The organism is Loktanella sp. M215, assembly GCF_021735925.1.
Taxonomy (GTDB): domain Bacteria; phylum Pseudomonadota; class Alphaproteobacteria; order Rhodobacterales; family Rhodobacteraceae; genus Loktanella.
The window spans coordinates 3,772,598-3,785,954 of the sequence record NZ_WMEA01000001.1 but is presented as its reverse complement, the minus strand read 5'-3'; the positions used below and the strand labels follow the sequence as shown (position 1 = coordinate 3,785,954).

The window sequence follows — 13,357 nt, the reverse complement described above, 5'->3', positions numbered from 1 at the left end:
GTTTGTGTGGGGGCGCACAATGAGAAGGTCACTGCCATGACGTTTGCCATTCGCATCATCCGCTCCGCACTCGGGACCAGATCGGAGACCGCGCGCCTGACGCCGAACTCCAGCAGTCCCGTCACGCGCTCCGAAATGATGGCGCTTTTCGGTGATATCCTCGACACGCGCGGTCATTGATCGCACCGTCCGACAGCGCGATCCTGCGACCCGCGTCGACCGGGTATGCCATGACCGGTGCCGTCAAGCCGGAGAAAATCCCCCTGACAGCCCGCATTCCCTTGCAAACCGGCGGCTCAATGATTGAAACTGGCTGCGACGGCCCTCGGGCCTTCGATATTTCTGGGAGGAAAACCATGATCAATCTGAAATCCGCATTGCGGGGCTGCGCGGTTGCGTCCGCACTTGTCGCCGCGCCCTTCGCCGCATCGGCGCAGGAGTTCATCAATGTACTGACCGGTGGCACATCGGGCGTCTATTATCCGCTGGGTGCCGGTCTGGCCAATATCTACGGCGAAAAGATCGAGGGCGTCCGTACGCAGGTCCAGTCCACCAAGGCCAGCGTCGAGAACCTGAACCTGCTGCAGGACGGGCGTGGAGAGTTGGGCTTTGCACTGGGCGATGCGGTCGCCGCCGCCTGGGAAGGCAACGCCGACGCCGGTTTTCCGCAGAAGCTGGACAAGCTGCGCGGCATCGCCGCGATCTATCCGAACTACATCCAGATCGTGGCCAGCGCCGATAGCGGCATCGCCGATTTCGAGAGCCTGAAGGGCAAGAGCCTGTCGGTCGGCGCGCCTGCATCCGGCACGGAACTGAACGCCCGCGCGATCTTTGGCGCCATGAGCATGAGCTACGAGGATCTGGGCAAGGTCGAATACCTGCCCTTCGCGGAATCCGTTGAGCTGATCAAGAACCGCCAGCTGGATGCCACGCTGCAATCCGCAGGCCTTGGTGTCGCCTCGATCCGTGACCTTGCGTCGTCGCAGCCGATCACCGTGGTCGCTGTCCCGGCTTCGGTCGCGGAAACGCTGGGCGCGCCCTACATCGCCGCCACGATCCCCGCCGGCACCTATGACGGCCAGACCGAGGATGTGCCGACCGTCGCCGTGTCGAACTTCCTCGTCACCAGTGACGCGGTCAGCGACGAGATCGCATACCAGATGACCAAGCAGCTGTTCGAGAACCTGGACACGCTGGTGGCATCGCATCAGGCGGCCAGCCAGATCGACATCGCCAACGCGCTGGAAGGCATGCCGATCCCGCTGCACCCGGGCGCAGAGCGGTATTACCGCGAGCAAGGCATCATCAAGTAAGCACCTGACGGGTGCCAGAGGGGCGTGCCGTCGCGGCGCGCCCCGTTGCCGTTTCATTTCCTGACGAAAGCTGCGCGCATGTCCGATACGCTTACTCCGCCAGAGCCGCAGGAGGGCCACGAGGTCAACTTTGGCGATGACGCCATGGGCCGACTGCTGTTCTGGATTGCGGTTGCTTTCTCGGTCTTTCAGATCGTCACCGCCGCCCATATCGTCGACATGGCCAGCCAGATCACACGTGCGGTCCATGTCGGATTTCTGACACTTCTGGCCTTTCCCTTAGTGGCATACGGGCGAAACCTGTCGGTTTCGTTCAAGGCATTGGCGTGGGCGTTCGCGCTCGCTGGGGTCGCCGTGGCACTTTATCAATGGTGGGAATACCAGCCGCTGATCATGCGCGCAGGGCGACCGCTGACGCAGGACATCGTCGTCGGGGTCATCGCCCTGATTGTCGTGTTTGCCGCGGCCTGGACGATGATGGGCTTTGCCCTGCCGCTGATCGCGGGCATGTTCCTTGGCTACTGTCTGTTCGGGGAATACCTGCCGTCGCCGCTGAACCATCGCGGCTACAGCTTCAGCCAGGTCATCGACCACATGGCCTTCGGGACCGAAGGCATTTACGGTATTCCGACATACGTATCAAGCACTTATATCTTCCTCTTCATCCTGTTCGGGTCGTTTCTGGAACGCGCGGGCATGATCCGGCTGTTCACCGACGTCGCGATGGGCCTTTTCGGCCACCGGCAGGGGGGCGCTGCCAAGGTCGCCGTCGTGTCGTCGGGCCTGATGGGCACGATCTCGGGCTCTGGGGTGGCGAACGTCGTGACGACGGGGCAGTTCACCATCCCGCTGATGAAGAAGTTCGGCTATCGCCCCGCCTTTGCCGGCGGGGTCGAGGCGACGGCATCGATGGGTGGGCAGATCATGCCGCCGGTGATGGGGGCCGTCGCCTTCATCATGGCCGAAACGCTGGACGTGCCTTACGTCGAGGTTGTGAAGGCTGCACTGATCCCGGCGATCCTCTACTTCGCCTCGGCCTTCTGGATGGTGCATCTGGAGGCGGGGCGCTACGGCCTGCGCGGCCTGAACCGGGACGAACTGCCGTCAGCGCGCAAGGCAATCAAGGAAAACTGGATGCTGCTGGTCCCACTGGGGGTGCTGGTCTACCTCCTGTTCGGGGGATACACGCCGCTGTTTGCGGGCACCATTGGGCTGGGGCTGACGGTCTTGCTGATCCTTGGCGGGTCTGCGGTCCTGAATCTGGCCCCGGGTGTTATGCGCATCATCTTCTGGCTGTGCCTCGGCCTTGTTGCCGCCGGTTTCCTGCAATTTGGCATCAACGTCCTGATCGCGGCACTGGTGGCGCTGATCGTCTGGTGCGCTCTGACCAGGGGCGGGCGAGAGACGCTGATCCTGTGCCGGGATTCGCTGGCAGAGGGTGCCAAGACAGCGCTGCCCGTCGGTGTGGCCTGCGCGCTGGTCGGCATCATCATCGGGACCATGACCCTGACGGGCGCGGCCAATACGTTTGGCCAGTTCATCGTGGCCGTGGGCCAGAACAGCCTGCTGCTGAGCCTGATCCTGACGATGTTCACCTGCATCCTTCTGGGTATGGGGATCCCGACGATCCCCAACTACATCATCACGTCCTCCATCGCCGGTCCCGCGCTGCTGGCGCTGGGGGTGCCGCTGATCGTCAGCCACATGTTCGTCTTCTACTTCGGCATCCTCGCGGATCTGACGCCACCCGTGGCGCTGGCCTGCTTTGCCGCAGCGCCCATCGCCAAGGAAAGCGGGCTGAAGATCAGCATTGAGGCGATCAAGGTCGCCGCCGCCGGCTTCGTCATTCCGTTCATGGCGGTCTACACGCCCGCCCTGATGCTGCAGGCGGGCGGACCCCTGGCCGAGGCGATCGGGTATTGGCCCGCCGTCGCCTATATCGTCTTCAAGACGGTGCTGTGCATCGGCATGTGGGGCGCCGCGGTCATCGGCTGGCTGGGCCGCCCGCTGGGCTGGCCGCTGCGGATACTCGCCGTCGTGGCAGCCGCCACCCTGATCGCGGCGCTGCCCCTGACGGACGAGATCGGTTTCGCATTGGTGGCGCTTTTCGTCGGTCTGGTCGTCCTGGAACGCCGCAGGGCGCTGGCATGAGCACCTGTCTGGCGGTCGGGGCAGCGGTGCTGCACCTGACCGCCGGAACATTTACGCTCCACTGGACCCATTCCATCGAACACGTCGCGTGGGAGGAGGACTGGACGGTGTTGCCAGACGCCTTGCGGCTGGACCAATCCCGGATCAAGGGGTCTGGCGCCGGGATGGAACCCGGACAGGATGCCGTTCTGCAAGGGGACTGGTGGGTTTCACCCGGGCATCTGACGGTGCCTGCGCTGACACTTGCCGCATCGGGTGCCACGGGGCAGGGGTGGACGTTCTGTGCCGACGGCGCCTGCCGCACCTTGGGTGCGGACGCGGGACCTCCGATCAGCATCGCGCCCTGTCCGTCCTGACGACAGGCAGGGCAGCGTGCGGCGGTCAGGCGTCCGTCTTCGGCTTGCCGGCCCCGGTCAGCTTGGCGATCACGACGAAGAACAGCGGCACGAACAGCACACCGATGATCGTCGCGGTCAGGGTGCCGCCCAGCACGCCGGCACCGATGGCCGTCCGTCCGCCCGAACCTGCGCCGGTCGACAGCACAAGCGGCACGACACCGAGGGAGAACGCCATAGACGTCATGATGATCGGGCGAAAGCGCTGGCGCGCCGCCTCGATCGCCGAGTCGATGACCGACGCGCCGGCCTCCATCTGTTCGCGCGCGAATTCGACGATCAGGATAGCGTTCTTGCCGGTCAGGCCGATGACCGTCAGCAGGCCGACCTGAAAGAACACGCCGTTTTCGAACCCGCCGATCCAGGCGGCCAGCAGCGTGCCCAGCACACCGATCGGCATGGCGAGCATGACGGCAAAGGGGATCGACCAGCTTTCGTAAAGCGCCGCAAGGGCGAGGAACACCGCCGCGAGCGACAGGGCGTAGAGGAGGGGCGCCTGATTGCCGCTTTGCTGTTCTTCGAGTGACAGACCTGTCCATGCGGCACCAAAGCCGGGAGGCAACTCGCCCACCAGCCGCTCTACTTCCGCAATCGCTTCGCCGGTGCTGACGCCGGGCGCGGGCGTGCCCTGGATCTGCATGGCGGGGATGCCGTTGTAGCGGTTCACGCCCTGCGGGCCAAAGACCCATGAGGCGGTCGAGAAGTTGGAAAACGGCACCAGCCCGCCGCTGTCGTTGCGCACCCGCCACTTGTCCAGATCCGACGGCGTCGCGCGCGATTCCGCCTCGCCCTGCACATAGACGCGCTTGATCCGATCCCGGTCGATGAAGTCGTTGACGTAACGCCCGGCCCATGCCGTTGTCAGCAGTGTGCCGACGTCGGTCGCGGACACGCCCATGGCGCCGGCCTTGCGCCAGTCGATGTCGAGGTTGAACTGGGCCGCATCCTCCAGCCCGTTCGGGCGGGCAGAGGCGATCAGCGGGCTTTGCGCCGCGAGGCCAAGGAACTGGTTGCGGGCGGCCAGAAGCTCTTCGTGGGTCTGACCCGCGCGGGCTTCGAGGTACATGTCAAAGCCGGAGGCGTTGCCGAGTTCGATGACCGAGGGCGGCACGATGGGGAACACCTGCGCGTCCTGAATCTGGCTAAGTGCACCGAAGGCACGCCCCGCAAGCGCCTGCACGGTCTGGTCAGGCGCAGTGCGCTCCTCCCAATCCTTGAGCCGGACGAAGGCGAGCGCCTGGTTTTGGCCCCGACCGCCAAAGCTGAAACCGACGACGCCGAAGGTCGATTCAACGATGTCGGATTCCTTGTCGATGAAGTAATCTTCGACCTGCTTGAGCACGTCGAGGGTACGTTCTGCGGTGGCACCGGTCGGGGTCTGGATCAGGGTAAAGAGGATGCCTTGGTCTTCTTCCGGCAGGAAGCCGCCCGGCGTGCGCAGGAACAGAAAGACCGTCGCCGCGATGATCACGACGTAGACGAGACCCACCCGGAACGGACGGCGCACGATCCAGCCGATGCTGGCTGCGTAGCCTGACAGCGTCTTGCCGAACCCTGCGTTGAACCAGCCGAAGGGGCCGCGGCGTTTACCTTCCTTCTTGGGCTTGAGCATCGTGGCGCACAGGGCAGGGGTCAGTGTCAGCGCCATCACGACCGACAGCACCATGGCCGAGACGATGGTGATCGAGAATTGCTTGTAGATGACGCCGGTCGATCCGGGGAAGAAGGCCATCGGGATGAACACGGCCGTCAGCACCACCGCGATACCGATCAGTGCGCCGGTGATCTCGTCCATGGATTTGCGCGTCGCCTCTAGTGGCGTGGCACCTTCCTGTTCCATGATGCGTTCGACGTTTTCCACGACGACGATGGCGTCATCGACCAGCAGACCGATCGCCAGCACCATCGCGAGCATCGTCAGCGAGTTGATCGAAAAGCCGAAAGCCGCGAGGATGCCGAAGGTACCCAGCAGCACGACCGGCACCACCAGCGTCGGGATGATCGTCGCGCGGAAGTTCTGCAGGAACAGCAGCATGACGAGAAACACCAGCACGACGGCCTCGACCAGTGTCTTGACCACTTCTTCGATCGAGATCAGCACGAAGGGGGTCGTGTCGTAGGGGACGACGTAGGTCACGCCTGCGGGGAAGAAGTCCGACAACTCCTCCAGCCGGGCCTTGACCGCGTCGGCGGCATCCAGCGCGTTGGCGCCCGGTGCGAGGGAAATCGCCATGCCGGTGGAGTTGGAGCGGTTGTAGCGCGAGATGGTGGAGTAGTTCTCGGCCCCGATCTCGACCCTTGCCACGTCGTTCAGCAGCACGAGGCCGCCGTCGGTTTCGGCGCGGATGACGACCTGCTCGAAATCCTCTGGCGTGCGCAGCAGGGACTGGGCGGTGATCGTGGCGTTCAATTGCTGGCCGTCGACGGTCGGCCTGCTGCCAAAGGCGCCGGCGGAAATCTGGGCGTTTTCTTCGGCCACCGCGTTCACGACGTCGGTCGGGGTCAGGTTGAAGGCCGCGAGCTTCGCCGGGTCCAGCCAGATCCGCATGGCATATTGCGCGCCGAAGACCTGAACGGAGCCGACGCCGTCGACGCGGCTGATGTCATTGACGACGTTGGTGGCCAGATAGTCCGACAGGTCGGTCGCGTTGTAGCTGCCATCCTCGGAAATCAGCGCCACGACCATGAGGAAGCCCGAAGATGACTTTTGCACCGTAACGCCCTGGCGTTGCACGACTTCCGGCAGCAGGGCTGTGGCCTGCGACAGCTTGTTCTGGACCTGCACCTGCGCGATGTCGGGGTCGATGCCTGTCTCGAACGTCAGGGTGATGCTGGCGCCGCCGGAGGACGACGAACTGGACGAGAAGTAACGCAACCCGTCAAGGCCGGTCATCTGCTGTTCGATCACCTGTGTCACGGTGTTGGCGACGGTATCCGCCGAGGCGCCGGGGTAGGAGGCGTTGATCGAGACCGAGGGCGAGGCGATCTGCGGATACTGCGAGATCGGCAGCGACAGGATCGAAAGCACGCCGAGGCCCGAAATGAACAGCGCAATGACCCAGGCAAAGATCGGTCGGTCGATGAAGAAACGGGCCATGAAAGCTCTTTCGAAACAAATGTATCCGGAACGACGTGGCCGGCAGACGTGTGAAGTGGGGGGCCGATATGCCGGCGCCCCGTCGCGGGATTGGATCAGTCGGCGGCGGGTGCGTCGCCGGTGGCGGCCTCTGGGGCAGCGGGGGGCACCGTTTACGGCAGGCGCGTCGCCCGCCGGTGCGGCACCGCGTTCCTGCGGCGTCACCGTGGCCCCGGCAGAAGTCTTTTGCAGGCCCGCCACGATCACGCGGTCACCGGCGGCGAGACCTTCATCGACGATCCAGTCGGCGCCGCTGTCAGTCACGATGTTCAGCGTCTTTGACACGACCACATTGTCGGGGCCGACGACCAGCACCGACGCGGTGCCGCGCTGGTCACGGGTGACGGCCTCTTGCGGCACGATGAAGACGTTGTCGATCGTGCGCGTCGGCAGTTCGACCTGCACGTACATGCCCGGCAGCAGTAGCTTGTCGGGGTTGGCGAACTGCATCCGCAGCACGACGACGCCGGTCTGTTCGTCCACGCTTGGTTCTGCCGCAGTCAGGCTGCCGGTCTGGTCGAAGGTGCTGCCGTCGGCCAGTGTCAGCTTGACGGTCGGATCGCGGTCCATCGCGTCCTGACCCATGGTGTTGCGCCGGAATTCCAGCAGGGCGGCGGCGGATTGGGTCACGTCGACGTTCACCGGGTCGATATTGCGGATCACGGCGAGCGGGGCGGCCTGACTGGCGGTCACCAGTGCGCCGGGGCTGGTCTGGGAAATCCCGATCTCGCCGGACAGGCGGGCGCGGATCGTGGTGCGGTCACGCTCGATCTGGGCGGCGTCACGCTGGGCCTGGGCGGCCTGCAGATTGGCCTCTGCACTGGCGCGGGCGGCGTCAGCCTCGTCCTTGGTGGCGGTGCTGGCGACGTTGCGAGAGGCGAGTTCGTCAACGCGGGCCGCGGATTTCAGGGCGGCGTTCAGTTGCGCCTGCGCCTGCGCCACGGCGGCATCGGCCTGATTGACCGCCGCATCATAGCTGGCCGGGTCGATCTGGTAGAGCGGATCGCCTTCTGCCACCGGGGCGCCTTCGACGAACATCTCTTCGGTGATGATCCCGGCCACCTGCGGTCGCACCTCTGCCATGGCAGAGGCCGCGACGCGGCCCGGAAGGGTGGTGGTCAGCGTGGTGGATTGCGGCTTCAGCGTCACGACGGTCACGGCGGCGGGCGGGCGGTCGCCCTGACCCTGCTGCGCCGCAAGGGGGGCGGCCACGCCCGTCAGGGTTGCCGCCGCCAGGACAAGAAAGCTGCGGACAAGACGTTTTGACATGACGGAAAACCTTACTCAAATGGGGTGGCGGCTGACCAAGATTAAGTCGGCCCGGCACAAAGGCAACCGCACCGGGCGTCGGGAAATGTCCGGACGGCGCATTGCCATGCTCTGTGCCTTGAAAACGTGCGGGGTGCCACCGCGCACCGCGCACATGGCATGTGCATTCCTACGCGGGCCGCTGTCTGCACGGCCTCATTCGTATGATACCGACGCCTGATGCGTCAGGGTGCCGCAGGCGGCGACACTGTGCCGCGGCCCCTTTTTGGCTCTGTGGTCAGCCCAGACGGCGTAACAGGTCCAAAGACGGCTCTCCGGTCGCGGGCAGGCCGTTCTGCTGCTGGTAGGCCGCGATTGCGGCGCGGGACTTGCCGCCCAGCACGCCGTCGGTGCCGCCGGTATCGAACCCTGCGGCGGTCAGGCGGACTTGCAACTGTTCGCGCTGGTCGGCGGTCATGCCGTAACGGTCGGGGGGGAAACTGCCGCGGATCGGACCGGCCCCGGCAATCCGGTCGGCCAGATGCCCGACCCCGATCGCGTAGCTGTCAGAGTTGTTGTAGCGCTTGATCGCGTTGAAGTTCGGCCCGACCACGAAGACGGGTCCGCCGGGCTGCGGCTGGATGCGGCGGGTGCCGAAGGCAGCACCGGGCGCGCCGTCCTCGCCGCCCCAGGCCTGACCCTTTTTCCACCCCGACCGAGCGAGGTAGGAGGCCGTGCTGGCCAGCGCATCGGTCGGATCGTCCGCCCAGATGTCGCGCCGCCCGTCGCCGGTAAAATCGACGGCATAGCCGAGGTAGGATGTGGGGATGAACTGGGTGTGCCCCATGGCGCCCGCCCAGCTGCCGGTCATGCGGTCCGGCGTGGTGTCGCCGTTCTGCAGGATGCGCAGGGCGGCGATCAGCTGATCCTCGAAGAAGGCGCCGCGCCGACCTTCGTAGCCCAGGGTCGAGAGGGCCGAGACGACGGAGACATTGCCCCTGCGTTCGCCATACATGCTTTCCAGACCCCAGACAGCTGTGACGACGTTGGCCTCCACGCCGTAGCGGGCCTCGATCTGCGCCAGCACGTCGCGGTAGCGGGCAAAATTGGCGCGACCCTTGCTGACCCGCTCGTCAGAGGCGGCGATGGCGAGATATTCCTCCAGCGTGCGGCTGAATTCGGTCTGGTTGCGGTCCTTTTCGATCACCTCTGGCAGGAATCCCGCGCGGGCAAAGGATGACGAGAGCGTGGCCTGAGAAATGCCTTGCCCCGCCGCCCTCCCCTTGAAGGCTGCGACCCAGGCATCCCAGCCGGCGTCTGGGACGGCCACCATAACCGGATCCGGCGCCCGCGGGCCGGCGTTGGTCAAAGCCAAGCCCGTGGTGCGGCCCCCGCAGGCCGCAAGAAAGGCCATCGCGGCCCCGAGTGAGAATGTCCGTCTTGTCGCCTGCATGCCGCCGATCCGCTTTTATGATTTTTGTGTCGCGGATACCCTATCGAAACCCTCTGTGGCCGCAAGCTGCCGGGGTTGGGACCGGCGGATTGTCACAACCCATGGGGGGCTACTGGACCTGCCGCTTTTCCAGCTTGCGGGCCAGTGTCCGGCGGTGCATCCCCAGTCGCCGCGCGGTTTCCGAGATGTTGAAATCCGTATCCACCAGCGTCTGGTGGATGGTTTCCCATTCCAAGGTCTTGATCGTCGTGGGCCGGTGCGACGGCTGCACCTCTGCGTCGCCTGCAACGCGGTCAAAGGCGGCAAGTATATCGTCGGTATTCGACGGCTTCGTCAGGTAGTTGCAGGCGCCCAGCTTGATCGCCTCGACGGCGGTGGCGATGCTGGCAAATCCGGTCAGCACGACGATCCGCATGTCCGGCGCGTGGTTGTGCAGGACATCGACACAGACGAGACCGGATTCACCCGAGAGTTTCAGATCGACGACGGCGTGGCTGGGACTGTCCGCTGTCAGATAGTCCCGCAGCGCGTCTGCAGAGGCGACGCGGTCCACCGTGAAGCCGCGCCGCCCGAGCGAGCGCTGCAGGGTCAGGGCAAGGTCGTCGTCATCCTCGACGATCAGAATCCGTGCGTCTGGGGTCATCGGCTGCACCTTTCGCCATGGCCAGTCGGGCCAGCGGCAGTCTAATCGTCACACAGGCGCCACCCGCCGGATGGTTCGCCGCTTTCACCTCTCCACCAAGTTTATGTATCGCGTTCACGACCAGAAACAAGCCGACGCCCTTGGCGGCGCCGGGCTTGGTGGAATTGTAGGGTTTTCCAAACTTCTCAAGGACTTCAGTATCGAAGCCGGGGCCGCGGTCGTCGATCCGCAGGACCAGCGCGTCGTCCTGCCGCATCGCGGTCAGGTAGATGCGGGTGGGTGACGCTTCCAGCGCGTTGTCCAGCACGGCAGTGACCAGTTGCTTGATCGACGGGTCGGTCAGGATCGGCACATCGTCCGCGACGCGGTTGTAGAACCGCAGGGCATCGGTCTGGCGGCTTTCGGTCCACTCCTCGACCAGATCGTCGAGGAAGGCGTTCACGCTGGACGGACCAGGGGCGATGCCGCGCGTCTCGCCGGAGGATCGCAGGATCTCGCCCACGATGCCCTTGCAGCGGTCCACGGCCTTTTGCATCTGGGCCACGTCGTGCTGCAGGTCGGCGTCGTCGCGGGTGGCGGTCAGGGTGCGCCAGTCGCTGAGGATCACCGAAATCAGCGCCAGCGGCGTGCCGAGTTCGTGCGCCGCACCCGAGGCAAGCAGGCCCATGCGGACGATGTGGTCTTCCTCTGCCGCCTGCTGGCGCATGTCGGCCAGCCGCGCGTCGCGGTCGCGCAGGTTGCGGTTGATGCGGGTGACGAAGGCCGCGATCAACACGGCGTCGATCACCAGCGCCACCAGCATGCCGATCAGATAGACGCCGAAGATCGTCTCGTCGTCTGGTAGTTGCAGCGGCAAGAAGATGATCGTCAGTGCGCCCGCCAGCAGCGCCGTCAGGCCGATGAAGATCCAGCAGTCGCGCGGGCGCAGCAGGACTGCCGCAAGAGTGATCTGCAACAGGTAAAGTGCCGTGAACGGATTGGTGGCGCCGCCCGACAGGCCCAACTGGACGGTCAGCAGGATCGCGTCGATCATCAGGGACCATGCGGCGCCAGGGACGCGTCCCCGCCGCAGGGCTGCAAGGCTGACGAGGTTTAGCACCAGCAGGGCCGCAAGCGTCGCGGCCATCCACTCCAGCGGCAGATCCACCTTCAGGACGAGGGCGACAAACGCGATGGTGGCCACCTGTCCGCCCATGGCGATCCAGCGCAGCTGGATCAGCAGGTGCTGGTTCCGCAGATCGGCCTCGACCGCGCGCGCCGTGGGAGGGGTGGTTTTCACGGCCGCGCAAGTCCGTGTGCGCGGTCCTGCCGGACCAGAATGACCAGTCCGGCGATGGTGCCAAGAGCGAGGGCGAACCACGTCAAGGCGTAGGACAGGTGGCTGTTGCGGAAGGCGACGACGGTCAGGCCGCCGACCGGCAGGCCGCCGGGGTTCGGCGTGGCGTCCGCATCGATGAAGGCGGGGGCGAGGGCGAGGCCTGTCCGGTCCGCAATGGCCGCGACATCGCGGGAATACCAGCGCCCCTCGTCTGGCGCGTTGGCGCGCAGGAATGCGCCGTCCGGCTCTGTCATCCGCATGAGGCCGGTGACGGTCACCGTTCCGTCGATCTGCCCGGCTGCGCGGGTCCCCGGGTCTCGCCGGTCGGCGGGAACAAAGCCACGGTTGATCAGCCATGTCCCGTCCGGGGTGACCAGCGGCGTCATCACCCAGAACCCGCCGCCCAATTCCGTGACCGCCTGCACCAGCACCTCTGCGTCGTGGCGGAACTGTCCCGTGACCGTAACCTTGCGGTAGCGGTCGTCGGTCTGGTTGATCTGCGGCCAGGCCGCGGGCGCGGGGGCGGGAGCAGCCGGGGCCGCCAGACGCGCATCGACCGTGGCGATCAGGTCGCGCTTCCAGGCCAGACGCTCGACCTGCCAGACGCCCAAGGCGCAGAACAGGGCCACCAGCAGCACCCCCAGCCCCATGATCAGCCAGAAGCCTGTCCGCGACCGGCGGGTCCGGGGGGTGACATCGGGGGGCAGCGACATGGCCTGCGCCTTACATGTCCGGCTGCATCGGCATCATGTTGGCGTTCAGGTGGTACATGACCCAGACCGACCCGGACAGCATGATGACCAGAATGATCAGCGTGAAGATCAACGAGATCATCGACCAGCCGCTTTCCGTCCCCGGCTTCATGTGCAGGAAGTAGTACATGTGCACGACGATCTGCACCATGGCCGTGGCCAGCACGATGAACACGGTCAGATCGCGGCTGGGCAGGCCCCCGGTCATCACCACGTAAAAGGGAATGACCGTCAGGATCACGGCCAGCAAAAAGCCTGTGACATAGGATTTGAACGTGCCGTGGTCATCGTGACCGTGATCGGCGTGGGTGTCATGGCTGCTCATCAGATCAGTCCCATCAGATAGACGAAGGTGAAGACGCCGATCCAGATGACGTCCAGAAAGTGCCAGAACAGGCTGAGGCACATCAGGCGGCGTTTGTTGAAATCGGTCAGGCCGAACCGGCCGACCTGTACCAGCAGGGTAATCATCCAGATGATCCCGAAGGTCACGTGCAACCCATGGGTGCCGACCAGCGCGAAGAAGGATGACAGGAAGGCAGAGCTTTGCGGCGTGGCGCCTTCGTGGATCAGGTGGCTGAACTCGTACAGCTCGATCCCGAGGAAGGCCGCGCCGAACAGGCCCGTCACGATCAGCCAGGCCACCATCGGCTTGACCCGGTTCCGGGCCATTTCCAGCATCGCAAAGCCGTAGGTGATCGACGACAGCAGCAGCATCGCGGTGTTCACGGCGACGAGGCTGAGGTCGAACAGCTCCCTTGGCCCCGGGCCGCCGGCAAAGTTGCGCCCCAGCACCGCGTAGACCGCAAAGAGCACTGCGAAGATCAGGCAGTCGCTCATCAGGTAGATCCAGAAGCCCAGCATGGTGCTGTGGCCGTCGGGGTGGTGCGGCTCTTCGGCGGCGTGAAAGTTGCGGACGTCGTCCGTCATGGTCGTGGTGCTCATGTC

At 65.2% G+C, this 13,357-nt stretch carries 11 protein-coding genes and 1 pseudogene; 4 read left to right on the top strand and 8 right to left on the bottom strand.

Annotated elements, in window-relative coordinates:
- The first annotated feature begins 36 nt into the window (after positions 1-36).
- The 4 genes from GLR48_RS18580 (at position 37) to GLR48_RS18565 (ending at position 3,820) form a co-directional block, all read left to right on the top strand.
- On the top strand, positions 37-180 hold the full coding sequence (locus GLR48_RS18580; protein ID WP_237063740.1) for a hypothetical protein: 144 nt from the start codon (positions 37-39) through the stop codon (positions 178-180).
- A 176-nt stretch (positions 181-356) separates the two neighbouring features.
- On the top strand, positions 357-1,313 hold the full coding sequence (locus GLR48_RS18575) for a TAXI family TRAP transporter solute-binding subunit (RefSeq protein WP_237063738.1): 957 nt from the start codon (positions 357-359) through the stop codon (positions 1,311-1,313).
- A gap of 78 nt (positions 1,314-1,391) precedes the next feature.
- Positions 1,392-3,464, top strand: a complete 2,073-nt coding sequence (locus GLR48_RS18570) for a TRAP transporter permease (RefSeq protein WP_237063737.1) — start codon at positions 1,392-1,394, stop codon at positions 3,462-3,464.
- Positions 3,461-3,820, top strand: a complete 360-nt coding sequence (locus GLR48_RS18565; protein WP_237063735.1) for a DUF1850 domain-containing protein — start codon at positions 3,461-3,463, stop codon at positions 3,818-3,820. Before GLR48_RS18570 ends, GLR48_RS18565 begins: the two co-directional genes overlap by 4 nt.
- A gap of 25 nt (positions 3,821-3,845) precedes the next feature.
- Here the strand turns inward: GLR48_RS18565 and GLR48_RS18560 are convergent, their stop codons facing one another.
- The 8 genes and pseudogenes from GLR48_RS18560 to cyoC all read right to left on the bottom strand — a co-directional run bounded on the left by GLR48_RS18560 (position 3,846) and on the right by cyoC (position 13,354).
- Positions 3,846-6,956, bottom strand: coding sequence for an efflux RND transporter permease subunit (locus GLR48_RS18560; protein WP_237064599.1), 3,111 nt, complete (start codon positions 6,954-6,956; stop codon positions 3,846-3,848).
- A 207-nt stretch (positions 6,957-7,163) separates the two neighbouring features.
- Positions 7,164-8,264, bottom strand: a pseudogene (locus tag GLR48_RS18555) (efflux RND transporter periplasmic adaptor subunit); the annotation flags it as partial.
- A gap of 277 nt (positions 8,265-8,541) precedes the next feature.
- The gene (locus GLR48_RS18550) at positions 8,542-9,696 is read right to left on the bottom strand and encodes a lytic murein transglycosylase (protein ID WP_237063727.1); all 1,155 of its coding nucleotides are present in this window, start codon (positions 9,694-9,696) and stop codon (positions 8,542-8,544) included.
- Positions 9,697-9,805: 109 nt separating this feature from the next.
- Positions 9,806-10,339: a response regulator transcription factor gene (locus tag GLR48_RS18545; RefSeq protein ID WP_237063725.1), complete on the bottom strand. Its 534-nt coding sequence runs from the start codon at positions 10,337-10,339 to the stop codon at positions 9,806-9,808.
- Positions 10,302-11,618, bottom strand: coding sequence for an ATP-binding protein (locus tag GLR48_RS25985; RefSeq protein ID WP_237063723.1), 1,317 nt, complete (start codon positions 11,616-11,618; stop codon positions 10,302-10,304). The genes GLR48_RS18545 and GLR48_RS25985 overlap by 38 nt, the downstream gene beginning before the upstream one ends.
- Positions 11,615-12,370 (bottom strand): SURF1 family protein, encoded by a 756-nt coding sequence (locus tag GLR48_RS18535; RefSeq protein WP_237063715.1) that lies wholly within the window; start codon positions 12,368-12,370, stop codon positions 11,615-11,617. Before GLR48_RS18535 ends, GLR48_RS25985 begins: the two co-directional genes overlap by 4 nt.
- A gap of 10 nt (positions 12,371-12,380) precedes the next feature.
- Positions 12,381-12,734 (bottom strand): cytochrome o ubiquinol oxidase subunit IV, encoded by a 354-nt coding sequence (gene cyoD, locus GLR48_RS18530; RefSeq protein WP_237063713.1) that lies wholly within the window; start codon positions 12,732-12,734, stop codon positions 12,381-12,383.
- Complete coding sequence (gene cyoC, locus GLR48_RS18525) at positions 12,734-13,354, bottom strand: cytochrome o ubiquinol oxidase subunit III (RefSeq protein ID WP_237063712.1); 621 nt, start codon at positions 13,352-13,354, stop codon at positions 12,734-12,736. The genes cyoD and cyoC overlap by 1 nt, the downstream gene beginning before the upstream one ends.
- Between the last annotated feature and the right edge of the window lie 3 nt (positions 13,355-13,357).

Bases quoted from the DNA above. Each gene is read 5' to 3' on its own strand.
- GLR48_RS18580 (WP_237063740.1), top strand. From the start codon at position 37: ATGACGTTTGCCATTCGCATCATCCGCTCCGCACTCGGGACCAGATCG.
- cyoC (WP_237063712.1), bottom strand. From the start codon at position 13,354: ATGAGCACCACGACCATGACGGACGACGTCCGCAACTTTCACGCCGCC.
- GLR48_RS18535 (WP_237063715.1), bottom strand. From the start codon at position 12,370: ATGTCGCTGCCCCCCGATGTCACCCCCCGGACCCGCCGGTCGCGGACA.
- cyoD (WP_237063713.1), bottom strand. From the start codon at position 12,734: ATGAGCAGCCATGACACCCACGCCGATCACGGTCACGATGACCACGGC.
- GLR48_RS18570 (WP_237063737.1), top strand. From the start codon at position 1,392: ATGTCCGATACGCTTACTCCGCCAGAGCCGCAGGAGGGCCACGAGGTC.
- GLR48_RS18565 (WP_237063735.1), top strand. From the start codon at position 3,461: ATGAGCACCTGTCTGGCGGTCGGGGCAGCGGTGCTGCACCTGACCGCC.
- GLR48_RS18550 (WP_237063727.1), bottom strand. From the start codon at position 9,696: ATGCAGGCGACAAGACGGACATTCTCACTCGGGGCCGCGATGGCCTTT.
- GLR48_RS18575 (WP_237063738.1), top strand. From the start codon at position 357: ATGATCAATCTGAAATCCGCATTGCGGGGCTGCGCGGTTGCGTCCGCA.
- GLR48_RS18545 (WP_237063725.1), bottom strand. From the start codon at position 10,339: ATGACCCCAGACGCACGGATTCTGATCGTCGAGGATGACGACGACCTT.
- GLR48_RS18560 (WP_237064599.1), bottom strand. From the start codon at position 6,956: ATGGCCCGTTTCTTCATCGACCGACCGATCTTTGCCTGGGTCATTGCG.